We start from the raw sequence: 21,645 nt of genomic DNA, 5'->3' as shown, positions 1-21,645 counted from the left end.
CCGGCCCGACCGCACCCAAAGACGGCGTCCCTCTCCACGGGCAATATTCACCCGAGGAGAGGGACGGTAGCGCTTCGGAGCGTCATCGCCCACCCCTCAACGGGCTAACGAAACAACACGGTGGTGGTTTCGTTGCCTGCCGACGGGTACGGACGGATGCGGCCGGAGCTCTCCCAACTCCGACTGGGAGTCAGGCTACTCCGTCCTGCCGGGCTGCCAAGGCCACGGCGGCGGCCACTTCAGGGCCGACCCGCGGGTCGAGGGCGCTCGGCACGATCCGGTCGACCGCCAGGTCGTCCGCGGCGACCGCGGCGATGGCGTCCGCGGCGGCCAGCTTCATGCCCTCGGTGATCCTCTTGGCGCCCGCGTCCAGCGCCCCGCGGAAGATCCCGGGGAACGCGAGGACGTTGTTGATCTGGTTGGGGAAGTCGCTGCGGCCGGTGGCGACCACGGCGGCGTGCCGCCCGGCCACGTCCGGGTGCACCTCGGGATCGGGGTTGGACAGCGCGAACACGATCGAGTCGTCGGCCATGCTCGCGATCAGCTCCTCGGGCACCTGGGACGACGAGACGCCGACGAACACGTCCGCGCCGCGCAGCGCCTCGGTGATGCCGCCGCGCAGGCCGCTGCCGTTGGTGACCTCGGCCAGCTGGGCCTTCACCGGGTTGAGGGCGTCCCGGCCGACGTGCACGATGCCGCGCGAGTCGACCACGGTGACCTCGCCGACGCCGGCGGCCAGCAGGATCTTCGCGCACGCCACGCCGGCCGCACCCGCGCCGGAGATGACCACGCGCTGGTTCGCGACGTCCTTTCCCAGCACGGTGTTCGCGCCGCGCAGCGCGGCCAGCACCACGACCGCGGTGCCGTGCTGGTCGTCGTGCATGACCGGCACGTCCAGGGCCTCGATGAGCCGGGCCTCCAGCTCGAAGCAGCGCGGCGCGGCGACGTCCTCCAGGTTGACCGCGCCGAACGACGGGCGCAGCCGGACCAGGGTCTCCACGATCTCGTCCACGTCCGTGGTGTCCAGCACCAGCGGGATGGAGTCGAGGCCGCCGAAGGTCTTGAACAGCGCCGCCTTGCCCTCCATGACCGGCAGGGAGGCGCTCGGGCCGATGTCGCCCAGGCCCAGCACGGCGGTGCCGTCGCTGACCACGGCGACCAGGCGGTGCGCCCAGGTGTACTTGGCGGCCAGGGACGGGTCCTGCGCGATGGCCCGGCTGACCCTCGCCACACCGGGTGTGTAGGCGATGGAGAGCGCGCGGGGGTCCGCCAAGGAAGCGGTCGCGCTCACGGCGAGCTTTCCGCCTTCGTGCGCGAGGAAGATTTCCTCGTCGCTCAATTCGGTGGTCGTCTGGGGTTGGTCGTTCACAGCGGTCACGGAAGTCCTCCTGCGGTGCGCGATACCTGCGGCGCACCGGGGACCGGCGTTGTCACGCGGGTCGACGGGGCCTGTCTGGGAGTCGTCCACACGGTCTGTCGGACGCCTCCGGGGGCGGTGTGCGGGCAAGCATGGCAGTGTCGCCGGCCGCTGTCTGCGGTGGGGATCACAGTTTTTCCGCAGGTCAGAGGTAGTGCCACAGAACGTACGTCCGGTTTTCTGAACCGACCGGTCAGTTTCCGCAGGCAGGATCGGTCAAGAACGCGCGGGCCATAGGGTGTCGGCCATGCAGGTACGCGAGTTGAAAATTTCCGGCGCATTCGAGTTCACTCCTTCGGTGTTCCCCGACGACCGCGGTTTGTTCGTCGCGCCGTACCAGGAAGCGGTGTTCACCGATGCCGTCGGGTACCCGTTGAAGGTCGCCCAAACGAACCACAGCGAGTCCAAGCGCGGCGTGATCCGGGGTGTCCACTACGCCGACACGCCGCCGGGGCAGGCCAAGTACGTCTACTGCCCGCGCGGGCGGCTGCTGGACGTCGTGGTGGACCTGCGGGTCGGCTCCCCCACGTTCGGCGAGTGGGAGGCGGTGGAGGTCTCGGCGGGCGCGTTCAACTCCGTGTACCTGTCCGAAGGGCTGGGGCACGCGCTGATGGCGCTGGAGGACGGCACGGTCGCGTCGTACCTGTGCTCGGAGGGGTTCAACCCGAAGGCGGAGCACGGCGTGCACCCGTTGTCGATGGACCTGCCCTGGCCGTCCGACGCGACGCCGCTGCTGTCACCGAAGGACGCCGCCGCGCCGACGTTCGACCAGGCCCGCGACGAGGGTCTGCTGCCGTCGTACGACGAGTGCTCGGCCTGGTACGCGAAGCTGCGCTCCTGACGTGCGGGCGGTCGGCTCCGGGCGCCGGCGGTCGCTCCGCGGGTGCGGCGGTCGGAGCCGCGTGCCGGTGGTCGCTCGGCGGGTGCCGGCGGTCAGCCCGGCGGGGCCGACCGCCGCAGCAGCCGGGGGCGCGGCCACAGCCTGACCCGGATCACCCCGACCACCTCCGCCGCGCCGAGCGTGCGCGAGTCGGTCGAGGCGTACGGGTTGTCGCCCTCCACGTGCCAGCCGTCGCCGTCCCGCCGGACCGCCCGCTTGACCGACAGCTGCTCCGGCCGCGCGACCCACCTGACCAGCACAAGATCGCGCGGGCGGGGCGGCCTGCCGTAGTGGACCAGCACCACGTCCCCGGTCCGCAGGGTCGGTGACATCGAGGGCCCGACCACCCGAACCAGCGGCAACGGGTTGCGCTCCGACCGTGCCAACGATCACCTCCACCTGCTCGTCCCGGTGCCCCGGAGTAGGGTTCGTCACGTCGGAGCATCCACTGTCAGGGAGGAAAGATGCGACTTCTGTCGCGCATCCGTTCACTCCGCCGCCCGCTCCTGGAGGCCACCGCGCACTGCGACCTCCCGTGCGGTGTTTACGACCCGGCCCAGGCCCGGATCGAGGCCGAGTCGGTCAAGGCGATTCAGGAGAAGTACCAGGCGAACGAGGACCCCGAGTTCCGCGCCCGCGCCATCCTGATCAAGGAGCAGCGGTCGGAGCTCGTGAAGCACCACCTGTGGGTGCTGTGGACCGACTACTTCAAGCCGCCGCACTTCGAGAAGTACCCGGAGCTGCACGACCTGTTCAACCGGGCGACGAAGGCAGCCGGCGCGTCCGGCGCGAAGGGCTCCATGGACCCCGCCAAGGGCCAGGAGCTGCTCGACCTGATCGCCCAGATCGACAAGATCTTCTGGGAGACCAAGGCCGCGGCCTGATCGACTGCTCCACCACGGCGCTGACCAGCGGAGAACCTTCCGCCCGGTCAGCGCCGTCGTCGTTCCCGGGGAAGCAGCCCGGGTCCGCGACCACGCCCGGCCCGCCTGTTCGAGCAGGCTGGACGGCAACGCCCGGTCGAGTGGCTCCTCCGCCGGCTCACCCGCCGACCGGGTCGCGCACTCCTCCGCGACGGTGTCGCAGCTGCGGCGCACGGAATCGCGGTACGCGTGATCACCCACTCACCCACCGTGCCACCCGGACGGCCGCGTCCGTAAGCTGCGCGCCGTGACCTCACACGTCTACCTGCTCCGGCACGGGCAAACCGAGTGGTCCGAGAGCGGGCGGCACACCGGGACGACCGACGTGCCCCTGACCGACGACGGTGTGCAGCAAGCCCGGCGCGCGGGGGCCGTGCTCGCCCGGTTGCGCGGCACCGACCGGCCGCCCGCGCTGGTGGTGGCGAGCCCCCGGCAGCGCGCCTGGCGGACCGCCGAGCTGGCCGGGCTGCACGACGTGGAGCGCACCGAGGACCTCGCGGAGTGGGACTACGGCGACTACGAGGGCCTGACCACGCCGCAGATCCGCGAGACCGACCCCGGCTGGACGGTCTGGACGCACGCCGTGCCGAACGGCGAGACGCACGACCAGGTGCACGCCCGCGCGGTGAAGGTGGTCGAACGCGCCCGGCAGGCGTTGACGAGCGGTGACGTGGTGCTGGTCGGGCACGGGCACTTCAGCCGGGTGCTGATCGCCACCTGGCTGAACCTGCCGCCGAGCGAGGGCGTCCACTTCGGACTGGACCCGGCCGGCACGACGGTGCTCGGGGAGGAGCGCGGCGACCCGCAGGTGCGCCGGCTGAACGTCCCGGCGTGGGAGGTCGACGTTGACTGACCCCCGCGTCCGGCGCATCCGCGAGGAGGACGTGCCCGCCGTCGTCGGCCTGGTCGAGGAGCTGGCCGAGTACGAGCGCGCCCGCGACGAGTGCCACCTGACCGCCGAGCAGCTGCACGAGGCGCTGTTCCGCCCCTCGCCCGCCCTGTTCGGCCACGTGGCCGAAGTGGACGGTCGGGTCGTCGGCACGGCCTTGTGGTTCCTCAACTTCTCCACCTGGCGCGGCACGCACGGCATCTACCTCGAAGACCTCTACGTGCAGCCCGCGCAGCGCGGCAACGGCCTCGGCCGGGCGCTGCTGCAAGCCTTGGCGCAGGAGTGCGTCGACCGCGGCTACGCGCGGCTGGAGTGGTGGGTCCTCGACTGGAACGCCCCGGCGATCGGCTTCTACAAGTCGCTCGGCGCGATCCCGATGGACGAGTGGACCGTCTTCCGGCTCACCGACGACCCGCTGACCCGACTGGGGCGGGACGGCTGACGGCGGCCTGCCGCACCAGGCCCACCAGCCACACGAACGTGAACGCGATGACGGTCGGGTTCTTCACGAACAGCAGCACGGCCAGGTAGGTCTGCCGCGCCGACTCGGGCAGCAACCCGCCGACCACCTGCTCGGCGCCGACGTCGAACACCAGGAACGCCGCCGCCAGCAGCACGACCTGCCACACCAGGCTGGGCCGGTGCTCCCGCGCGAACGCGGCGCAGTTCGCCCAGCTCGGCCGCTCCCCCCTGGTCGCCAACCGCCACACCACCACGACCAGCAGCAGCCGCGCGGCCACCACGACGACCTCCGAGGCGACCGCGAGCCCGCCCGGCACCCGGTCGCCCCAGTTCACCACCACGAGCCGCTGCACGGACGCCACCAGCGACAGCCCGACGACCACCGCCCAGTGCCGCAGCCAGAACCGCCCCGCCCAGCGTGGCACCTCCAGCGCGAGCCCCCACTCCGTCACACGACCAACCCCTTCAGCGATCGAATATTTTAGTTCAGTGTACTGAAATATCGACCACAGTAAAGTGAGGGCATGGACGCGCGGGACTACGGACGCGAGCTGAGCACGGCGGTCGTCGCGTTCCACGAGGCCGTCGGCGCACGGCTGGGCGTGACGGCGGTCGACCAGCGCGCGCTCGCGCTCATCGCCGGCAAGGGCCCGATGTCGGCCGGTGAGCTGGCGAAGGAGATCAACCTGACGCCGGGTGCGGTCACCGGCGTCGCGGACCGGCTCGAACGCGCGGGCCTGGTGCGGCGCGAACCCGACCCCGGCGACCGGAGGCGGGTGGTGATCAGCGCGATCCCGGGCGCGTTCGGCCAGGTCTTCGCCGGGCTGGGCGCGGCCATGGGCGAGCTGACCGCGCGCTACAGCCCGCAGGAGCAGCAGGTCGTCGCGGACTGGGTGGCGCGCGCGGTCGACGTGCTGAAGGAGCAGACCCGCCTGCTCACCGAAGGACGGGCGCCGCGCGGCCCCGATGTGACCTGAACCCTCAGGCGGTCGGCCGCTTCACGCCGACCGCGCCGTAGGACACCGCCTCCGCGCCGGTCTCCGGCTCGCCCTCACCGCGCCACGACGTCGCCAGCACCAGGCCGGGCGGGAGCAGGTCGAACCCGTCGAGCATCGCCTCGACGTCGGACTTCGACCGCGCCACGACCGGCGACATGGTCTCGGCGGCCACGTCGACCACCTTGCGCACCAGCTCCGGCTGCTCGTCCGCGGTCAAGTGGCTGAGCACCAGGTAGCTGCCGCCCACGACCGCGTCGCGGTACCGGCCGACCAGCTCGGCCGGGCGGTCGTCGTCGGTGAGGTAGGGCAGGATCGCCACCATCAGCACGGCGACCGGCCGGGACAGGTCGAGCAGGGCGCGGACCTCGGGGGTGCCCAGCACCGCCGCCACGTCCCGCACGTCGGCCTCCGCTATGGCCGCGCCCGCGTTGTCGCGCAGCATGGTGCGGCTGTGCGCGACGGTGGCGGGCTCGTTGTCGACGTACACCACGCGGCACGCCGGGTCGGCCTGCTGGGCGACCTCGTGGACGTTGCCCGCGGTCGGGATGCCGGAGCCGAGGTCGAGGAACTGGCGGATGCCGTTCGCCACGCACAGCCGCACGGCGCGGCGCAGGAACGCGCGGGAGTGCTGCACCATCGCGGCGGTCGGGATCCTGGACGTCGACCGGTCCGCGAACTCGCGGTCCACGGCGAAGTTGTGGGCCCCGCCGAGGTAGTAGTCGTACAACCGGGCCACGTTGGGGCGCTCGACGTCACCGTTGGTCGACACCCGACTCGGGGGGTTCTGCACTGCGCACCTCACCCTGACTGCACCCGGAGCGGCGTGAACGCCTGCCAGACCGTATCTGGCTACTCCGTTCGTGTCCATCCGCCAAAGGTGAACACGCAGGGTGATTGTGACTGGTGAGTGGCCCCGGCTCACGCCGTGGTGCCCCGGCCGAGGGGGCGGCGCAGGGGGAGGGTCCAGCCCCCTCGGCCGGGTGGCTCGGTCAGACGCCCGCGTAGGAGCGGATCCAGTCGCGGTAACGGGTCACCGCGGTGTAGTTCGACCGGCTGGAGCGGTCGCTCGTGGACGCCACGCCGACCTGGTAGCGGCGGCCGTCGACCGGGCTGGTGGCGAACATCGGGCCGCCCGAGTCGCCGCCGGCGGCGATGCCGTCGATGCGGGACACCGAAATCGCGACGCCGCCGCGGTAGTCACGACCGTTGACCGACGTGACGCGGGTGTTGGCGTACTTCAGGTAGCGGGCCTGGCAGTTGATCTCCGGCTGGTCGGTGCACGTGGCGCCCCACCCGTACAGCTGCACGGTCTGCCCGACCTGCACGGCGGTGGTCGTGCCCAGCGGCGCGTAGCTGCCCGACACCGACCGGTCCAGCCGCGCGAGCGCCAGGTCGACGGACGGGTGCTGGATGATCTGGGTCGCGGTGGCCATGGTGCCGCCGCTGGTCTGGTCGAGGCTGCCGATGCGGAACGTGTAGGTGCCGGAGCTGGCCACGCAGTGCTGCGCGGTCAGGATCCACGTCGGGGCGATGATGGTGGCCGAGCAGTTCTGCTGGCCGTTGCGGAACAGGCGGGCGGCCCACGGGGCGTCGGTCGCCGTGCCACCGCCGATGATGTACGGCTGGACGCCGCCGGACTCCTCGGCGGAGGCCGTCGGTGCGACCGAGGTCAGGGCGATCGCGGACAGCAGCGCGGCAGTGGCTCCGACCACCGCGGACAGGGCGCGAGTGAATCGCATGGAGTTGTCACCTCAACGAACGCAGGGAGTGGTGAATTCACCACTCACAGCGTCACCTGTTGGAGTGACGGTGGCCACCCGCCGTTAGTCGGCGGGCAGCCAGACGAAGGTCGGGAGCCGAATGCCCCAGTCGCGGACTAGCTTGCGGCCTCGTCGTCCTCGTCCGCGCCGAGCGCCCAACGGCGCACCGGGTTGGTGAACAGCAGCACGAGCGTCCCCAGGGCGTACGCGCCGAGCAGCGAACCCCACAGCTGCTGACCGGACGGCCCGTACGTGTACCAGGCGACACCCAGCAGGAGGAGCTGCACCACGACCGACGGCGTGCGCCCCCAGTGCTTGCCCAGCACCAGGCCGCCGCCGGCGACGAGCACACCGGCCGACAGCACGGTGAAGTAGGCGGCCTCGCCGAGCACCCCGCCGGTCTTCTCGGCGGTGAAGGAGCGCGCCACCAGCGCGACGGCGAAGGCCAACCCGGTCAAGCCCTGCAACGCGGTCAGCGCACCGGCTGCCCGGACCGCCGGTGGGACCCTGCTCTCGGTCGACACGCTGCGCCCTCTCAACTGGGCCATTCCTCACGGTGCGTACTCGTCACGCATCGTAGGCCACCCGGTTGGCGTGTCCCGCTCGACCGCCCCAAGCGCGAAGATCGCAGGAGTCTTCGGCGAGCCGGCGGTCGGGTCGGGGTGCACTTGTCGCGAGACGCAGGGCAACGCTGACCCCCGCGCGAGCGGGCACGGAAGGAGATGTCGGCCACTTCTGGGCGTGCTGGAACCCCCTACCGAGTGACGCGCGATCTGTCCGAAGTCACGCGCTGTCCTACTCTGCAAGGGTGCGCGCACTTCTGGTGGTGAACCCGCAGGCAACGGCTACCACGCCTGCCGGTCGGGACGTGCTCGCGCACGCACTGGCCAGCGACGTGAAGCTCGACGTCGTGGAGACGGACTACCGCGGTCACGCGGCGGACGCCGCGGCGCAGGCCGTGGTGGACGGGTACGACCTGGTCGTGGCCCACGGCGGCGACGGCACGGTCAACGAGGTGGTCAACGGCGTGCTGCGGCGCGGCGCCCGGCCCGGCCTGCCCATGCTCGGCGTGGTGCCGGGAGGGTCCGCGAACGTGTTCGCGGGCGCGCTCGGCCTGCCGCGCGACCCGGTCGAGGCCACCTACCGGTTGTTGCAGGCCATCGAGCACGGCACCAGCCGCCGGGTCAGCCTCGGGCACGTGTCGTCCACCGGTGGCTCGGACCACGACCGCTGGTTCACCTTCAACGCGGGCGTCGGCTGGGACGCGGACGTCGTCGCGAACGTCGAGGAGCAACGGGCCAAGGGCCGTCAGGCCTCGCCCGCGCTCTACGCGCGCACCGCGCTGACCAGCTACTTCAACCAGCGCAGACAGCCGCCGACGCTGACCGTGCAGATCCCCGACGAACCGCTGTTCGAGGACGTGCGGCTGGCGTTCGTGTCCAACACCGACCCGTGGACCTACCTCGGCGACAAGGCGATCCGGCTCAACCCCAGCACCTCGTTCGACGGCGGTCTGGGCCTGTTCGCGCTCCACGGGATGGGATTGCCGACAGTTCTTCGCTATGTCGCGCATCTCTTGGCCACGGATGGGAACCCCAAAGGTGGGAACCTGCTCCGGCGCGATGACGTCGAGTACGTCCGGGTGACGAGCCGGGAGGCCGTCAACCTGCAGGTGGACGGAGACCTGCTCGGCACGTGCACCGAGGTGGAGTTCACCGGGGTGCGAGGGGCGCTCACGGTCGCCGTGTGACCGTCACGTGACCGCCTCGGTACCCAGCCGCGATGTTGTGACCAGGTATGACGTCGCAGCGTGACCTTTCCGGTGAGCTGAGTCGATCTTTCGGGTGAGTTCACTCACCGGGTTGGTGCTAAACCCTTGACATCCCCGCCGTTCGTGAAAGCATTCACAAGCACCCCAAAACCGACCGCTGACGAGTGGCGCGCTCTCGCGCGCGCCTAGCTGAGGAGTAGTTCCAATGGACTGGCGCCACCGCGCGATCTGCCGCGACGAGGACCCCGAGCTGTTCTTCCCCGTGGGGAACAGCGGTCCTGCGCTCCTGCAGATCGCCGAGGCGAAGACCGTCTGCCGCCGTTGCCCCGTCGTCTCCGACTGCCTCTCGTGGGCGTTGGAGAGCGGCCAGGACGCCGGCGTGTGGGGCGGGATGAGCGAAGACGAGCGTCGCGCGCTCAAGCGCCGCAACGCTCGCACCCGGGCTCGCAGCAACGCCTGAGCGCGTAGCGGAGCCGACCTCCGGCAAGCACACGAAAGGCCCGACACCGTGCCAGGTGTCGGGCCTTTCGTCTTGTTGCACACCCTCCCGCGTGACCCACGTGACTCCGCTGAGGTAGGTCGTCACGTGTGCACGGGAACAGTCTAACGCCGCGCTCTGAGCGGTACGCGCAGGACCGCCTCTGTACCGCCTCGGGGTCTGCGCCGCAAGCTCAACGAGCCCCTGAGTTCGGACTCCACCAGCGTCCGGACGATCTGCAGGCCGAGCCGGTCGGTGCGCTCCAGCGAGAAGCCCTGGGGCAGGCCGCGGCCGTCGTCCGAGATCACCACGTCCAGCCACTTGGCCGAGCGCTCGGCGTGCACGACCACCTCGCCGCGCTGGCCGGCCGCGTAGGCGTGCTCGAACGCGTTCTGCACGAGTTCGGTCAGGACCATCACCAGCGGGGTCGCGAGCTCGGCCTGCACGATGCCGAACGGGCCCTCGCGGCGGACCACCACCTGCGACTCGGTGGCGGCCACGTCCGACATCATCGGGATGACCTTGTCCACCACGTCGTCGAGGTCCACCCGCTCGTCCACCGACATGGACAGCGTCTCGTGCACCAGCGCGATGGACGTGACCCGGCGCACCGACTCGGCCAGCGCCTCGCGCGCCTCCTCGCTGCTGGTCCGCCTGCTCTGCAGCCGCAGCAGCGCGGCCACGGTCTGCAGGTTGTTCTTCACCCGGTGGTGGATCTCGCGGATCGTCGCGTCCTTCGACATCAGGGCGCGGTCGCGGCGGCGGACCTCGGTGACGTCCCGGCACAGCACCAGCGCACCGGCCGCGCTGCCCCGGGGCCGCAGCGGCAGGGCGCGGAACAGCACCGCGGCGCCCCGGCGCGACTCGGCCTCGATGCGCATGCTGGGCTGGCCGTCCAGGGCCGCCCGGATGCGCTGCGCGACCTCCGTCGCGTCGAACGGGTCACCGATCAGCGACCTGGTCAGCGGCGCGAGGTGCACGCCGACCAGGTCCGACGCGTGGCCCATGCGGTGGTAGGCGCTCAGCGCGTTGGGGCTCGCGAACACCACCGCGCCCGAGGCGTCCAGCCGGATCAGGCCGTCACCGACCCGCGGGCTGGTGTGCACGTCCGGGGACGGCTCGGTGGTCGGGAACGTCCCGTCCGAGATCATCTGGCACAGGTCGGCGGCGCTGCCCAGGTAGGAGATCTCCAGCGGGCTCGGCACGCGCGGCACGGCCAGGTTCGTGTTGCGGCTGAGCACGCCGATGACCTCGCCGTCGCGCTTGACCGGGATGGCCTCGCGGCGGACCGGCACGCCCAGGTGCCAGCGCGGGTCCTCCTCGCGGCAGATCCGGGCCTCGCTCATGGCGCGGCGCAGCTGCGGGTGCTCCTCGACGTCCACCATGCTGCCCACGACGTCCTCGGGGTGCGCGGTGGGCGCGGTGGTGGGCCGGGCCTGGGCGACGCACAGGAACGTCGTGTCGTCCAGCGGCACCCACATCAGGAAGTCCGCGAAGCTCAGGTCGGACAGGAGCTGCCACTCGGCCACGACGAGCTGCAGGTGGTCGACGGCGCCGCCGGAGAGCTTGGTGTGCTCCGCCAGGAGGTCGGTGAGCGTGGACAGCTACTCCACCACCGCGATGAGGTCGCCCTCCTGGACCACGTCACCGGGGGACACGGCGATGCGGGTGATCCTGCCCGCGCCCTCGGGGAGGACGGGGATCTCCATCTTCATGCTCTCGAGCACCACGAGCGTGGTCTCGTGCGTGACCTCGTCACCCTCTTTGACAGCGATCTGGGCCACGTTCGCCACGATCTCGGCCCGGATTTCCTCGGCCATGGTCCTCCTTCGTCCGCGCCCATCCAACCACGATTCAGGCCCCGTGCTCCGCTCAGGTGACCACGTGACACACTGTCGTGAGGTAGTTCGAGCACTAGGAGAACCCCATGTCGAAGCGTGCCCGCAAGCGCCGCGACCGCAAGAAGGGTGGCGCCAACCACGGGAAGCGCCCCAACGCCTGACCGACGTCACGCGTGCGAAGGGCCCCGGAGCAGCAGCTCCGGGGCCCTTCGCGCGTCCTGGGTGCGCCTCAGCGGTCGGACGGCTCGGCCTGCGTGGTCACCGTCGTGGTGACCTCGACCTCCAGCGTCGTCGCGTCCGCGGTCTGGTAGAGCCGGGCGCGCAGGCGGCGCCGCAGCTCCTCGGGGGCGTGCTCGCCGCCGCACTTGCGGGCCAGCAGCGCCTTGAGGTGCTCCTCGATGCCGTACTGCTCCAGGCACGGGTGGCACTCCTCCAGGTGGGTCTGGAGCAGGCTCTTGCGCTTCTCGTCGCACTCGTGGTCGAGGAACAGGTAGACCTCGGACAGGACCTCGGAGCAGTCCGTCTCGTGGTGTTCGCCGCAGCTCATCAGCCCGCCACCTCCTGGTGACCGTCGCGGATGATGCCGCGCTCGCGCGCGGTGTCCGCCAACTGGTCGCGAAGCTGCCTGCGGCCCCGGTGCAACCGGGACATCACGGTGCCGATGGGGGTGCCCATGATGTCTGCGATCTCCTTGTAGGCGAAGCCCTCCACGTCCGCGAGGTAGACCGCGATCCGGAACTCCTCGGGCAACCGCTGCAGCGCTTCCTTGACGTCTGAGTCCGGCAGCCGGTCCATCGCCTCCACCTCGGCCGACCGCAACCCGGTCGACGTGTGGCTCTCCGCCTGCGCCAGCTGCCAGTCCGTGATCTCGTCCGTCGGCTGCTGGATCGGCTGGCGCTGCTTCTTGCGGTAGCCGTTGATGTAGGTGTTGGTGAGGATGCGGTACAGCCAGGCCTTGAGGTTCGTGCCCTGGGAGAAGGACGCGAAGGCCGCGTACGCCTTGAGGTAGGTCTCCTGGACCAGGTCCTCGGCGTCGGCCGGGTTGCGGGTCATCCGCAGGGCCGCCGAGTACAACTGGTCGAGCATCGGCATCGCGTCGCGCTCGAACCTGGCTGCGCGCTCTGCCGTCGTCTCGTCAGTCGGCGTGTCCTGCGTTCGCGTGGCTGGCACCGCGCTCCCTTCCCACCGGCTGGTCAGCGCGGTGGCCGGTACTGTCTGGGACGCAGTCGAGGATACGCGGCGGTCGCCCGGACGGCAGTGAGCGGAGCCACGCGGGGGGCGTGCCCTGACCTGCCTGGCGGCGTGCTGGTCCATCACCTCGGTAGCCACATCCGGCACCAACGCGAGGGCCGCGCCGGGCATTCCCTGCACTAGGGTGCGCGATCATGGCCGGACGTGGGACGCCCGCCACCGCGTTGCTGGACAAGCAGAAGGTGGCCTACGCGCTGCACGCGTACGAGCACGACCCCCGCCACGAGTCGTACGGGCTGGAGGCGGCGGAGGCGTTGGGCATCCCGCCCGAGCGGGTGTTCAAGACGCTGGTGGCGGAGGTCGACGGCAGGTTGGCCGTCGGTGTGGTTCCGGTCACCGGGCAGCTCGACCTGAAGGCGCTGGCGGCCGCCGTGGGCGGGAAGAAGGCGAAGATGGCCGACGTCGCGGCGGCCGAGCGGGCCACCGGGTACGTGGCGGGCGGCATCTCGCCGTTGGGGCAGAAGAAGCGGCTGCCGGTGGCGCTGGACGCGTCCGCGGAGGGCTTCGACACCATCTACTGCTCCGCCGGACGGCGCGGGCTGGAGGTCGAGATCGCGCCGGAGGACCTGGTCAGGCTCACGCAGGCGGTCGTGGCGCCGATCTCGGCCTGAGGCCCGGACCTCCAGCGGGCTCAGACCTCCAGCGGGCGCAGGACCCGGCTCAGCCACTCGCCCACGGCGCGGCCCACCGCGGCCACGTCCGCCTTGAGGTTGTGGTCGCCGGGCAGCAGCACGACGTCGCGGTGGTGCGCGGGCTCCGGTTGGCCGAACGGGTCGTTGCGGCCCTGCACCACGAGCGTGGCGACCTCGACGGCGTCCAGCTCGGGCATCCGGGACTTCTCCGGCCTGCCCGGCGGGTGCACCGGGAACGCCAGGCACAGCACGGCCACCGCCTGCCCCTCCGACGACGTCCGGCAGGCCACCCGCGCGCCGGACGACCGGCCGCCGAACACCATCGGCAGGTCCGCGAACCAGCCGGCGCCCAGTTCGTCGGCCACCGCGAGCCACGCCGCGTCGAGCTGCTTGGCGGGCGCGGGCGCACGCCTGCCCGCCACCCGGTACGGCTGCTCGACCAGCGCCACGTGCACGCCCGCGTCGATCGCCGCCCTGGTCGCCGCCACCAGGTCGGGCGCGGCGATCCCGCCGCCCGCGCCGTGCCCGAGGAGCAGCACGGCCCGGCCCTCGGCGGCGCAGTGCAGCTCGGCCCGTGCCGGTCCGTGCGGGGTGTCGACGACCCGGGAGGTCATGTCAGCTCGAACAAGGTGGGCTCCGGCTTCTCGGACTCCCCCAGCGCGACCGCTTCCATCAGCGACGGGTCGTTGTTCTTGATGCTGTTGACCTTCATCGACACCGGCCGCAGCTCCAGCGCGTCGACCAGGTCGAGGTCGGGCACGAGCAGGTCCGCGGGGTCGTTGTTGTCCGGGTCCAGCCACGCCGCCCAGCGGTCCTTCGGCAGCACCAGCGGCATCCGGTGGTGCACCGAGGTCATCTCGCCGATGGCGTCCGTGGTGAGCACGGCGCAGGTGATGACCGGCTTGCGCTCGTCGCCCTCCTGCTGCCACCACACCGACCAGATGCCGGCCATGGCGATGCTGGAGTCGTCGCCCGGGTTGATGAAGTACGGCTGCTTGCGGCCCTCGCCGGGCTGCCACTCGTACCAGCCGGCGGCCGGGACGATGCACCGGCGCTTGGCCGCCGAGTCGCGGTAGGCGGGCTTGGCCAGCACGCTCTCCGACCGCGCGTTGATCATCTTCGCGGCGCCGGACAGGTCCTTGGCCCAGTGCGGGACCAGGCCCCAGCGCATCACGCGGACGCTGCGCTCGGTGGTCTCCGGGTCGGGGTTGCCCTCGTCGTCACGCGGGTGCCGCTCGACGACGGCGAGCACCTGCTTGGTCGGGGCGACGTTGTAGTCGGGGCCCGGCGCGTCGCCCTCGGTGCCGTCGACCGCGTCGAACTCCGCCGCGAGCAGCGCGGGGTTCTTGGTGGACGCGTACCTGCCGCACACACCGATCACCTCTCCAGCATCAGCCTCGGGCACGCCATCGTCGCACGTCGGAAAGCCCGGTGCGAGCTGTCGACCACCCGATGCGGAATCATCAAGCCATGACTCAGCAGTGGTCCGCTCCCACCGCCGACGGCCCGGTCCACGCGACGGTACCCGTGCCCGGTTCCAAGTCGATCACCAACCGGACGCTCGTGCTGGCCGCGCTGGCCGACCGCGCGTCCACCGTCCACGCCCCGCTGCGCAGCCGCGACACCACCCTGATGGTCGCCGCGCTGCGGTCCCTCGGCGTGGGCGTCGTCGACGGTCCGGACGGGTCCTGGCAGGTCACACCCGGTGCGATGCGAGGTCCGGCGGAGATCGACTGCGGGCTCGCGGGCACCGTGATGCGGTTCCTGCCGCCCGCCGCGGCGCTCGCGGTCGGGGAGATCACCTTCGACGGCGACCCGCACGCGCGGAACCGGCCGATGACCACGATCCTGTCCGCGCTGCGGGCGCTGGGCGCGGACGTGGCGGGCGACGCGCTGCCGTTCACGCTGCACGGCAAGGGCGGGGTGCCCGGCGGCGAGGTGACCATCGACGCGTCGGCGTCGTCCCAGTTCGTGTCCGGGCTGCTGCTGTCGGGCGCGCGGTACGAGGGCGGCGTGACCGTCCGGCACCGCGCCGACGTCCCCGGCAAGCCGGTGCCGTCGCTTCCGCACATCGGGATGACCGTGACGATGCTGCGCCAGGCGGGGGTCGTGGTGGACGACTCGACGCCGGACGTGTGGCGGGTCGAGCCGGGCCCGGTCCGGGGCCGGGACTGGCACGTGGAGCCGGACCTGTCCAACGCCACCCCGTTCCTGGCGGCGGCGGCCGTGACCGGCGGTGAGGTGACGATCCCGGGGTGGCCGGCGGAGACCACCCAGCCGGGCGGCGCGGTGCGGGAGCTGTTCGAGCGGATGGGGTGCGCGGTCGAGCTGACCGACGCCGGGCTCGTCCTGCGCGGCCCCGACCGGTTGACCGGCATCGACGTGGACCTGCGCGACGAGAGCGAGCTGACGCCGACCGTGGCGGCGCTCGCGGCGCTGGCCGACGGTCCGAGCCGCATCCGCGGCGTCGCGCACATCCGCGGCCACGAGACCGACCGGCTGGCCGCGCTCGTCACCGAGATCAACCGGGTGGGCGGCGCCGCGGAGGAGACCGAGGACGGCCTGGTCATCACGCCGCGCCCGCTGCACGGCGGGGTGTGGCAGGCCTACGCCGATCACCGGATGGCGACCGCGGGCGCGATCATCGGCCTGGTCGTGGGGGGCGTGTCGGTGGACGACATCGGGTCGACGACCAAGACGATCCCGGACTTCCCGGGGATGTGGGCGTCGATGCTGTCGCTGCCGGGGGCGCGCTGACGTGGCACGCGGCGACTGGCGGCGGTTGGACGAGTCGGACGTGCGGGTGCGGCCGGGCAAGGGGACCCGGCCGCGCAGCAAGCGCAGGCCCGAGCACGCGGACGCGGTGCCCGCCATGGTCGTCGGCGTGGACCGCGGGCGCTGGACGTGCGCGATGGACGGCGACCCGGCGCGCGTGGTCGTCGCCATGCGGGCGCGGGAGCTGGGCCGCACGCCGGTCGTCGTGGGCGACCAGGTCGGGTTGGTGGGCGACACGACCGGTCAGCCGGACACGTTGGCGCGGATCGTGCGGGTGGAGGAGCGGCGCAGCGTGCTGCGGCGCACGGCGGACGACACCGACCCGTTCGAGCGGGTCGTGGTGGCCAACGCCCAGCAGCTCGTGATCGTGTCGGCGCTGGCGGACCCGCAGCCGCGCCGCGGTTTCATCGACCGGTGCCTGGTCGCCGCGTACGCGGGCGGCCTGGAGCCGCTGCTGTGCCTGACCAAGTCCGACCTGGCGTCGCCGGACGACCTGCTCGCCGCCTACGCCGAGCTGGACCTGCCGGTGGTCGTGACGCGGTCCGACCAGGACCCCGAAGAGCTGCGGGCACGGCTGGTGAACCGGCTGTCGGCGTTGATCGGGCACTCCGGCGTGGGCAAGTCGACGCTGGTCAACAAGCTGGTGCCGGAAGCGCGGCGGGCGGTGGGCGTGGTCAGCGGCGTGGGCAAGGGGCGGCACACGTCGACCCAGACCGTCGCGCTGCCGCTGCCCGAGGGCGGCTGGGCGGTGGACACGCCGGGCATCCGCTCGTTCGGCCTGGCGCACATCACGCCGGACGACATCGTCGGCGCCTTCCCGGACATGAAGGCGATGGCCGAGGAGTGCCCGTCGGGCTGCGGCCACCTGGGCGAGCCGGACGACCCGGACTGCATGCTGGACGAGCTGGTCCGCACCGGCGAGGCCTCCCCCGGCCGCCTGGCCTCCCTGCGCCGCCTGCTGGCCTCCCGCGGCAAGCTGGAGGAGTACGACTGACCCCCTCCCGCGTGTCCTACCCCCGGACCGCGAGAGTCCTACGTTCACGTCGCGAGAGTCCTACGCTCAGGACACCCGAGTTGAACGCTCAGGACGCGCGGCCGGGGGTTCGGGAGGCCGGACCGGCTGCCTGCGGTCAGTCGAACTGGCCGGGCCGGTAGTCGCCGGCGGGCTTCCGGATGATCACGTTGACGCGGTTGAACGCGTTGATCAGCGCGATGAGCGACACGAGGACGGCGAGCTGGTCCTCGTCGTAGTGCTTCGCGGCGCGCGCCCAGACCTCGTCCGGGACGCCACCGGCCGCGTCGGCGATGCGGGTGCCCTCCTCCGCCAGCTCCAGGGCGGCGCGCTCAGCCTCGGTGAACACCGAGGCCTCCCTCCAGGTCGCCACCAGGTTGAGCCGGGTGGACGTCTCCCCCGCCCGCGCCGCGTCCTTGGTGTGCATGTCGGTGCAGAACCCGCAGCCGTTGACCTGGCTGGCGCGGATCTTCACCAGCTCCTGCGTCGCGGGCGGCACCGTCGAGTCCTTGAGCGCGCGGTCGGCGGCGATGAAGTTCCGCAGGGCGTTGGCCGAGACCGGGTTGTCGAGGAGGTTCAAGCGGGCTTCCATCGTCGGTGCGCTCCTGCCGTCGTCGGTGATCACACCACCTGGACGACCGGGCACGGCGAACTGTGACACCCGGTCGTCCACCGTCCGGCCGGTCGCGGCGGAGAGTCACGGCCGACGCGGTCGGTGCGTACGCCGGCGCCGTTTCGTTGACCGGTTCGGGTGGCGAGGTGACCGCTTCCATGGGCTCGCGGTGGCAGGCGGTAGTACGGTGCGCAGCCGTGGCGAAGGTGACTGGTATCGGCGGTGTCTTCCTGCGCGCCCGCAACCCCGAGCGCCTGGCCGAGTGGTACCGACGGCACCTCGGGGTGCCGATGAGTCCGAGCGGTGCGATCACGTTCCACTGGGGTGAGGCGGAGACGACGACCCTGGCGCTGTTCGCCAACGACACGGACTACTTCGGGGAACCGGGCCAGCGGACCATGATCAACCTGCGGGTGGACGACCTGGCCGCGCTGTTGGCGCAGCTGCGCGGCCGCGGCGTCGAGGTGCTGCCGCAGACCGAGGACTCCGAGTTCGGCCGGTTCGGGTGGTGCGTCGACCCCGAGGGCAACCGGATCGAGCTCTGGCAACCGGCGCCCGGCATGTAGAGGGCTCCGGTCAGGCGACCGGAGCCCGCGGGCACGACGTCGGGCCGCTACATCAGCTCCAGCAGGAACGGCAGCTCCTGCGGCGCGTACCAGGCCAGCTCGTGGTCCTCCGCACCGCCCAGCGCGAACTCCGCGTCCGGATCACCCAGGTCCGCCGCGTCGATCACCTCCGCGGCGGCGCGCACGTCGTCCTCGGCCTCCAGCGTGTCCAGGTGGATCGCGGCGATCAGCTTCATCGGCACCGGCCCCGACAGCTTCACCACCGAGAAGTCCAGGTCCGGCCGCAGCTTCGCGTCCGGCACGTCCGCCGACACCACCGCCCGCCGCGGCACGGCCTTCTCGTCGCCCGCGATCAGCCGCAGCGAACCGCGCGCCGCGTCGAGCATCGCGGAGTACTCCAGCTCCTCCGTGTCACCGGTCGCGTAGGACTCGCGCAACGCGGGCGTCAGGGCGAACCCCGTCCCGCCGACCGGCACGAACTCGCCCCGCTCCACCAGGTCGCTCAACATCGCGACAGTCGCCGGGAGGTACACCCTCATGCGGACACCGTTCCCATCAGTTCCTCCACCGACTCCTCGACCATCGCCGCCAGGACGTCCACATCGGACATCGCGTCGCGGTCGGCGTTCAGACCGAAGTACACGCCGCCGTCATAGGACGTCACACCGATCGACAACGCCTGGCTCTTCGCCAGCGGCACGACCGGGAACATCTCGATCATCCTCGCCCCCGCCGCGTACAGCGGCACCTGGGGGCCGGGCACGTTCGTCACCACGACGTTGAACAGCCGCCGCGAGAACGACGACGCCGCCCGCGCGCCCAAGGCGTGCAACGTGGGCGGCGCGAAGCCCGAGAACCGCACCAACGTCTGCGCCGCCACCGACTGCCCCGACTCCTGGTGCGCGCGCATCGCGTGCGACACGTGGTGCAGCCGCACGACCGGGTTCGGCTCGCCCACCGGCAGGTCCACCAGGTACGCCGACACCCGGGTCTCGTCGTCGCGGACGGACATCGGCGCCATCGCCCGGATCGTCGTCCCGGCCGTCACCACCTCGCCCCGCGACAGCAGCCAGTTCCGCAACGCCCCGGACAGCACCGCGAGCACACCGTCGTTCACCGTGCCGCCGTGCACGCGCCGGATGTCGCGCAGCACGTCCAACCGGGTGCGCGCCACCGCGAACCGCCGCTGCGGCGAGATCCGCACGTTCAACGGGCTGCCGGGCGCGGGCGTCGCGGCGGTCCGCACCGCGGAGGCCAACCCGCCGAACACGCCGGCGACCTTGCGCACCGTCTCCACCGTGTCCATCGTGGCCGAGCGGACGTTCTCCACCAGCTCACCGGGCCGCTGCACCACCTCGGCCACCGCGTCGGCCACCAGCTGCAACCCGCTCGGCTCCGGCGACGGCATCCACAGCGACTCCACCGGCGGCCGGGGCGTGGCCGACGCGTCCAGCATGACCTGGCCGATCTCCGGCGCCCCGAGCCCGTCCACCATCGCCTGGTGCGTCTTGGTGATCACCGCGGTCCGGTTCCGGGCCAGGCCCTCGACCAGGTAGACCTCCCACAGCGGGCGGGTGTGGTCCAGCGGCCGGGACATCAGCCGCGCCACCAGGTCGTGCAACTGCTGGTCGCTGCCCGGTTTCGGCAGCGCCGACCGCCGCACGTGGTAGGTGACGTCGAAGTCCGCGTCGTCCACCCACACCGGTCTCGCCAGCCGGCCCGGCACGTGCACGACCTTCTGCCGGTACCGCGGCACCAGCGACAGCCGCTGCTCGATCAGGTCGACCAGCCGGTCGTAGTCGAAGCCCGTGCGCGGACGGCGGAACACCGCCACCCCACCGACGTGCATCGGCGTCGTGGAGTCCTCCAGGTACAGGAACGAGGCGTCCAGCGCGGACAGGCGGTCGGGCATGTGGTCAAGGCTAGTCGGTGCAGTACCGCACGAGCCGCTGCACGGCGCTGACCTCCGCTTCGTCGCGATCGTGCCGGGACAGCCTGATCGCCGCGGCGGCCGGCATGGCCCGACGTGCCTCGACCCGCACCGACCCGTCGACGCCGGACAGGAACCCGCGCACCATCCGCGACCGGGCGAGCCGCTTGAACGGCCGCAGCGGCGCCACCGCGATCGCCAACCAGCTCAGCGCGACGTCGACCTTCCGGTCGCCCTTCACCGCGCTGCCCCAGTCGACCACCACCGGGCCCTCCGGACCCAGCACCACGTTGCCGGGGTGCAGGTCGAGGTGCAGCAGGTCGCCGTCGCCATCGAGGAACGCGGGCGCGGGCACCGCGTCGAGCTTGCGGTGCAGCTCGGCCAGCTCGCGGCCCAGCGCGCCGGCCCGCCACGGTTTCGCGTCCAGCTCCTGCGACATGCGCGGACCGGGGACGTACTCCATGACCAGGTCCGTCTCCGAGACGTCCGCCACCCTCGGCACCGGTACGCCGTGCCGGCGCAGGTAGCGCATCAGCTCGGCCTCGGGCCCGGGGTCGCGACCCGTGCGGCTGCGCTTGACGAGCAGACCGTCGGGACGCAGGTAGACGTCCGCCTCCCGGCCGCTGGCCAGCAAGCGGTGCGCCTCGTCGCGCGATGCCATGTGACGATCATCATGATTGACAGCGAAGAAACAAGCCCCAAACGGGTAGAGGACACTTGCTCCGTGGATGTGTCACCCAAGGACAAGTTCGTCACCGTGTACGGCCGCAAGCCCGTGCTGGAGGCGCTGGACGACCCGCGCCTCGACGTCGACAAGGTCGTGCTCGCCGACACGGCCCGCGGTCCGGCCGCCCGGGAGATCCTGGACGCGGCCAACCGGCGCGGCGTCGCGGTCCAGCGGGCGACCGCGCAGCGGGTCAAGGTGCTGGCCGGCAACGGCAAGCAGGACCAGGGCGTGCTGGCCGACGTCGTCGCGCCGCGGATGCGCCCGCTCTCGGTCGCGCTGCGGGACCGGCCGCGGGGCGTGCTGGTGCTCGACGGGATCACCACTCCGGCGAACGTCGGCATGATCCTGCGCACCGCCACGGCGGCGGGGATGGACGGCATCGTCGTGCCGCGGCGGGGTGTGGCGTCGATCGACCCGATGGTGGTCAAGGCGTCGGCCGGGGTCGCGTTCCGCGCGCCGGTGCTGCGCTGCGCCACCGCCGGGGAGGCCGTCGCCGCGCTGCGGGAGGCCGGTTACCCGGTCTACGCGCTGGACGCCGGGGCCCGGTCGTCGGTGTACTCGGCCGATCTGCCGGAGCGGGCGGCGTTCGTGCTGGGCAGCGAGACGGCGGGCATCTCCGACGACGTGCGGCCGCACGTGACCGGGTGGCTGTCGATCCCGATGGCGGCGGGGGTGGAGTCGCTGAACGTGGCCAGCGCGGCGGCCGTGCTGTGCTTCGAG

The 21,645-nt window shown here is 72.0% G+C and carries 28 protein-coding genes; 12 read left to right on the top strand and 16 right to left on the bottom strand.

The window, feature by feature from the left end; translation table 11 throughout:
* Positions 1 to 190: 190 nt before the first annotated feature.
* Entirely contained in the window at positions 191 to 1,378 is a 1,188-nt protein-coding gene (locus AB0G02_RS06275) for an NADP-dependent malic enzyme (RefSeq protein WP_360790123.1), read from the bottom strand.
* 286 nt (positions 1,379 to 1,664) lie between these two features.
* Here AB0G02_RS06275 and AB0G02_RS06270 point away from each other — a divergent pair, with 286 nt between their 5' ends.
* Positions 1,665 to 2,258 (top strand): dTDP-4-dehydrorhamnose 3,5-epimerase family protein, encoded by a 594-nt coding sequence (locus AB0G02_RS06270; RefSeq protein ID WP_360790120.1) that lies wholly within the window; start codon positions 1,665 to 1,667, stop codon positions 2,256 to 2,258.
* Between the two features lie 92 nt (positions 2,259 to 2,350).
* On the opposite strand, the gene AB0G02_RS06265 is transcribed toward AB0G02_RS06270, so the two are convergent.
* Positions 2,351 to 2,683: a S24 family peptidase gene (locus AB0G02_RS06265; RefSeq protein WP_360790117.1), complete on the bottom strand. Its 333-nt coding sequence runs from the start codon at positions 2,681 to 2,683 to the stop codon at positions 2,351 to 2,353.
* A gap of 78 nt (positions 2,684 to 2,761) precedes the next feature.
* On the opposite strand from AB0G02_RS06265, the gene sodN reads away from it, so the two are divergent.
* The 3 genes from sodN (at position 2,762) to AB0G02_RS06250 (ending at position 4,551) form a co-directional block, all read left to right on the top strand.
* Positions 2,762 to 3,181, top strand: a complete 420-nt coding sequence (sodN, locus tag AB0G02_RS06260) for a superoxide dismutase, Ni (protein WP_073891370.1) — start codon at positions 2,762 to 2,764, stop codon at positions 3,179 to 3,181.
* A gap of 286 nt (positions 3,182 to 3,467) precedes the next feature.
* The gene (locus tag AB0G02_RS06255; RefSeq protein WP_360790114.1) at positions 3,468 to 4,073 is read left to right on the top strand and encodes a histidine phosphatase family protein; all 606 of its coding nucleotides are present in this window, start codon (positions 3,468 to 3,470) and stop codon (positions 4,071 to 4,073) included.
* Positions 4,066 to 4,551 carry a GNAT family N-acetyltransferase gene (locus tag AB0G02_RS06250; protein WP_360790111.1) on the top strand — a complete coding sequence of 162 codons (486 nt, stop codon included), beginning with the start codon at positions 4,066 to 4,068 and terminating at the stop codon, positions 4,549 to 4,551. The genes AB0G02_RS06255 and AB0G02_RS06250 overlap by 8 nt, the downstream gene beginning before the upstream one ends.
* Here the strand turns inward: AB0G02_RS06250 and AB0G02_RS06245 are convergent.
* The gene (locus AB0G02_RS06245) at positions 4,511 to 5,023 is read right to left on the bottom strand and encodes a hypothetical protein (RefSeq protein ID WP_360790108.1); all 513 of its coding nucleotides are present in this window, start codon (positions 5,021 to 5,023) and stop codon (positions 4,511 to 4,513) included. The genes AB0G02_RS06250 and AB0G02_RS06245 overlap by 41 nt on opposite strands.
* Positions 5,024 to 5,095: 72 nt before the next feature.
* Here AB0G02_RS06245 and AB0G02_RS06240 point away from each other — a divergent pair, with 72 nt between their 5' ends.
* A complete protein-coding gene (locus AB0G02_RS06240) occupies positions 5,096 to 5,548 on the top strand; it encodes a MarR family transcriptional regulator (RefSeq protein ID WP_360790106.1) in 453 nt (150 codons plus the stop codon).
* Positions 5,549 to 5,552: 4 nt separating this feature from the next.
* Here AB0G02_RS06240 and AB0G02_RS06235 read toward each other — a convergent pair whose 3' ends face one another.
* The 3 genes from AB0G02_RS06235 to AB0G02_RS06225 all read right to left on the bottom strand — a co-directional run bounded on the left by AB0G02_RS06235 (position 5,553) and on the right by AB0G02_RS06225 (position 7,853).
* Complete coding sequence (locus AB0G02_RS06235; RefSeq protein WP_360790103.1) at positions 5,553 to 6,359, bottom strand: SAM-dependent methyltransferase; 807 nt, start codon at positions 6,357 to 6,359, stop codon at positions 5,553 to 5,555.
* A gap of 199 nt (positions 6,360 to 6,558) precedes the next feature.
* Positions 6,559 to 7,308, bottom strand: a complete 750-nt coding sequence (locus AB0G02_RS06230; protein WP_360790100.1) for a trypsin-like serine protease — start codon at positions 7,306 to 7,308, stop codon at positions 6,559 to 6,561.
* 137 nt (positions 7,309 to 7,445) lie between these two features.
* Entirely contained in the window at positions 7,446 to 7,853 is a 408-nt protein-coding gene (locus AB0G02_RS06225) for a hypothetical protein (RefSeq protein ID WP_360790097.1), read from the bottom strand.
* 284 nt (positions 7,854 to 8,137) lie between these two features.
* Between AB0G02_RS06225 and AB0G02_RS06220 the strand changes: the two genes are divergently transcribed.
* Together AB0G02_RS06220 and AB0G02_RS06215 are read left to right on the top strand one after the other, a co-directional pair.
* On the top strand, positions 8,138 to 9,079 hold the full coding sequence (locus AB0G02_RS06220; RefSeq protein WP_360790094.1) for a diacylglycerol kinase family protein: 942 nt from the start codon (positions 8,138 to 8,140) through the stop codon (positions 9,077 to 9,079).
* 226 nt (positions 9,080 to 9,305) lie between these two features.
* Complete coding sequence (locus AB0G02_RS06215; protein WP_053719541.1) at positions 9,306 to 9,560, top strand: WhiB family transcriptional regulator; 255 nt, start codon at positions 9,306 to 9,308, stop codon at positions 9,558 to 9,560.
* 143 nt (positions 9,561 to 9,703) lie between these two features.
* On the opposite strand, the gene AB0G02_RS06210 is transcribed toward AB0G02_RS06215, so the two are convergent.
* The 4 genes from AB0G02_RS06210 to AB0G02_RS06195 all read right to left on the bottom strand — a co-directional run bounded on the left by AB0G02_RS06210 (position 9,704) and on the right by AB0G02_RS06195 (position 12,589).
* On the bottom strand, positions 9,704 to 11,182 hold the full coding sequence (locus AB0G02_RS06210; RefSeq protein ID WP_360790170.1) for a histidine kinase N-terminal domain-containing protein: 1,479 nt from the start codon (positions 11,180 to 11,182) through the stop codon (positions 9,704 to 9,706).
* Positions 11,183 to 11,398 carry a biotin/lipoyl-binding carrier protein gene (locus AB0G02_RS06205; protein WP_073891345.1) on the bottom strand — a complete coding sequence of 72 codons (216 nt, stop codon included), beginning with the start codon at positions 11,396 to 11,398 and terminating at the stop codon, positions 11,183 to 11,185.
* Between the two features lie 250 nt (positions 11,399 to 11,648).
* Positions 11,649 to 11,966 carry a mycothiol system anti-sigma-R factor gene (rsrA, locus tag AB0G02_RS06200; protein ID WP_360790090.1) on the bottom strand — a complete coding sequence of 106 codons (318 nt, stop codon included), beginning with the start codon at positions 11,964 to 11,966 and terminating at the stop codon, positions 11,649 to 11,651.
* Complete coding sequence (locus AB0G02_RS06195) at positions 11,966 to 12,589, bottom strand: sigma-70 family RNA polymerase sigma factor (protein ID WP_141980630.1); 624 nt, start codon at positions 12,587 to 12,589, stop codon at positions 11,966 to 11,968. The genes rsrA and AB0G02_RS06195 overlap by 1 nt, the downstream gene beginning before the upstream one ends.
* A gap of 215 nt (positions 12,590 to 12,804) precedes the next feature.
* Between AB0G02_RS06195 and ybaK the strand changes: the two genes are divergently transcribed.
* Entirely contained in the window at positions 12,805 to 13,281 is a 477-nt protein-coding gene (gene ybaK, locus AB0G02_RS06190; RefSeq protein WP_360790086.1) for a Cys-tRNA(Pro) deacylase, read from the top strand.
* A gap of 20 nt (positions 13,282 to 13,301) precedes the next feature.
* On the opposite strand, the gene AB0G02_RS06185 is transcribed toward ybaK, so the two are convergent.
* Together AB0G02_RS06185 and AB0G02_RS06180 are read right to left on the bottom strand one after the other, a co-directional pair.
* The gene (locus AB0G02_RS06185; RefSeq protein ID WP_360790083.1) at positions 13,302 to 13,916 is read right to left on the bottom strand and encodes an alpha/beta family hydrolase; all 615 of its coding nucleotides are present in this window, start codon (positions 13,914 to 13,916) and stop codon (positions 13,302 to 13,304) included.
* Positions 13,913 to 14,674, bottom strand: a complete 762-nt coding sequence (locus tag AB0G02_RS06180; RefSeq protein WP_360790167.1) for an SOS response-associated peptidase — start codon at positions 14,672 to 14,674, stop codon at positions 13,913 to 13,915. Before AB0G02_RS06180 ends, AB0G02_RS06185 begins: the two co-directional genes overlap by 4 nt.
* Positions 14,675 to 14,772: 98 nt before the next feature.
* Here AB0G02_RS06180 and aroA point away from each other — a divergent pair, with 98 nt between their 5' ends.
* Both aroA and rsgA read left to right on the top strand, forming a co-directional pair.
* Positions 14,773 to 16,059, top strand: coding sequence for a 3-phosphoshikimate 1-carboxyvinyltransferase (gene aroA, locus AB0G02_RS06175; RefSeq protein ID WP_360790080.1), 1,287 nt, complete (start codon positions 14,773 to 14,775; stop codon positions 16,057 to 16,059).
* A 1-nt stretch (position 16,060) separates the two neighbouring features.
* On the top strand, positions 16,061 to 17,071 hold the full coding sequence (rsgA, locus tag AB0G02_RS06170; RefSeq protein WP_360790077.1) for a ribosome small subunit-dependent GTPase A: 1,011 nt from the start codon (positions 16,061 to 16,063) through the stop codon (positions 17,069 to 17,071).
* A gap of 136 nt (positions 17,072 to 17,207) precedes the next feature.
* Here rsgA and AB0G02_RS06165 read toward each other — a convergent pair whose 3' ends face one another.
* Positions 17,208 to 17,681, bottom strand: coding sequence for a carboxymuconolactone decarboxylase family protein (locus tag AB0G02_RS06165; protein ID WP_360790164.1), 474 nt, complete (start codon positions 17,679 to 17,681; stop codon positions 17,208 to 17,210).
* A gap of 218 nt (positions 17,682 to 17,899) precedes the next feature.
* On the opposite strand from AB0G02_RS06165, the gene AB0G02_RS06160 reads away from it, so the two are divergent.
* Complete coding sequence (locus AB0G02_RS06160; RefSeq protein WP_360790074.1) at positions 17,900 to 18,268, top strand: VOC family protein; 369 nt, start codon at positions 17,900 to 17,902, stop codon at positions 18,266 to 18,268.
* A gap of 47 nt (positions 18,269 to 18,315) precedes the next feature.
* On the opposite strand, the gene AB0G02_RS06155 is transcribed toward AB0G02_RS06160, so the two are convergent.
* The 3 genes from AB0G02_RS06155 to AB0G02_RS06145 are packed head-to-tail and all read right to left on the bottom strand — an operon-like array spanning position 18,316 to position 20,859.
* Complete coding sequence (locus tag AB0G02_RS06155; RefSeq protein ID WP_360790071.1) at positions 18,316 to 18,807, bottom strand: hypothetical protein; 492 nt, start codon at positions 18,805 to 18,807, stop codon at positions 18,316 to 18,318.
* The gene (locus AB0G02_RS06150) at positions 18,804 to 20,180 is read right to left on the bottom strand and encodes a wax ester/triacylglycerol synthase family O-acyltransferase (RefSeq protein WP_360790068.1); all 1,377 of its coding nucleotides are present in this window, start codon (positions 20,178 to 20,180) and stop codon (positions 18,804 to 18,806) included. Before AB0G02_RS06150 ends, AB0G02_RS06155 begins: the two co-directional genes overlap by 4 nt.
* A gap of 10 nt (positions 20,181 to 20,190) precedes the next feature.
* Complete coding sequence (locus tag AB0G02_RS06145) at positions 20,191 to 20,859, bottom strand: phosphotransferase (protein ID WP_360790066.1); 669 nt, start codon at positions 20,857 to 20,859, stop codon at positions 20,191 to 20,193.
* Positions 20,860 to 20,871: 12 nt separating this feature from the next.
* On the opposite strand from AB0G02_RS06145, the gene AB0G02_RS06140 reads away from it, so the two are divergent.
* A partial coding sequence (locus AB0G02_RS06140; protein WP_360790161.1) for an RNA methyltransferase occupies positions 20,872 to 21,645 on the top strand: 774 nt, incomplete at its 3' end.

This window comes from Actinosynnema sp. NPDC023658, from assembly GCF_040639995.1.
In the GTDB taxonomy this organism is placed as follows: domain Bacteria; phylum Actinomycetota; class Actinomycetes; order Mycobacteriales; family Pseudonocardiaceae; genus Actinosynnema.
The sequence above is the reverse complement of the archived record's forward strand: the minus strand, read 5'-3'. Positions and strand labels throughout refer to the sequence as shown.

Coding starts and splice junctions, on each gene's coding strand:
- AB0G02_RS06270 (WP_360790120.1), top strand. CDS start 1,665: ATGCAGGTACGCGAGTTGAAAATTTCCGGCGCATTCGAGTTCACTCCT.
- sodN (WP_073891370.1), top strand. CDS start 2,762: ATGCGACTTCTGTCGCGCATCCGTTCACTCCGCCGCCCGCTCCTGGAG.
- AB0G02_RS06240 (WP_360790106.1), top strand. CDS start 5,096: ATGGACGCGCGGGACTACGGACGCGAGCTGAGCACGGCGGTCGTCGCG.
- AB0G02_RS06230 (WP_360790100.1), bottom strand. CDS start 7,308: ATGCGATTCACTCGCGCCCTGTCCGCGGTGGTCGGAGCCACTGCCGCG.
- AB0G02_RS06215 (WP_053719541.1), top strand. CDS start 9,306: ATGGACTGGCGCCACCGCGCGATCTGCCGCGACGAGGACCCCGAGCTG.
- AB0G02_RS06205 (WP_073891345.1), bottom strand. CDS start 11,398: ATGGCCGAGGAAATCCGGGCCGAGATCGTGGCGAACGTGGCCCAGATC.
- rsrA (WP_360790090.1), bottom strand. CDS start 11,966: ATGAGCTGCGGCGAACACCACGAGACGGACTGCTCCGAGGTCCTGTCC.
- ybaK (WP_360790086.1), top strand. CDS start 12,805: ATGGCCGGACGTGGGACGCCCGCCACCGCGTTGCTGGACAAGCAGAAG.
- AB0G02_RS06185 (WP_360790083.1), bottom strand. CDS start 13,916: ATGACCTCCCGGGTCGTCGACACCCCGCACGGACCGGCACGGGCCGAG.
- aroA (WP_360790080.1), top strand. CDS start 14,773: ATGACTCAGCAGTGGTCCGCTCCCACCGCCGACGGCCCGGTCCACGCG.
- AB0G02_RS06165 (WP_360790164.1), bottom strand. CDS start 17,681: ATGGAAGCCCGCTTGAACCTCCTCGACAACCCGGTCTCGGCCAACGCC.
- AB0G02_RS06155 (WP_360790071.1), bottom strand. CDS start 18,807: ATGAGGGTGTACCTCCCGGCGACTGTCGCGATGTTGAGCGACCTGGTG.
- AB0G02_RS06150 (WP_360790068.1), bottom strand. CDS start 20,180: ATGCCCGACCGCCTGTCCGCGCTGGACGCCTCGTTCCTGTACCTGGAG.
- AB0G02_RS06145 (WP_360790066.1), bottom strand. CDS start 20,859: ATGGCATCGCGCGACGAGGCGCACCGCTTGCTGGCCAGCGGCCGGGAG.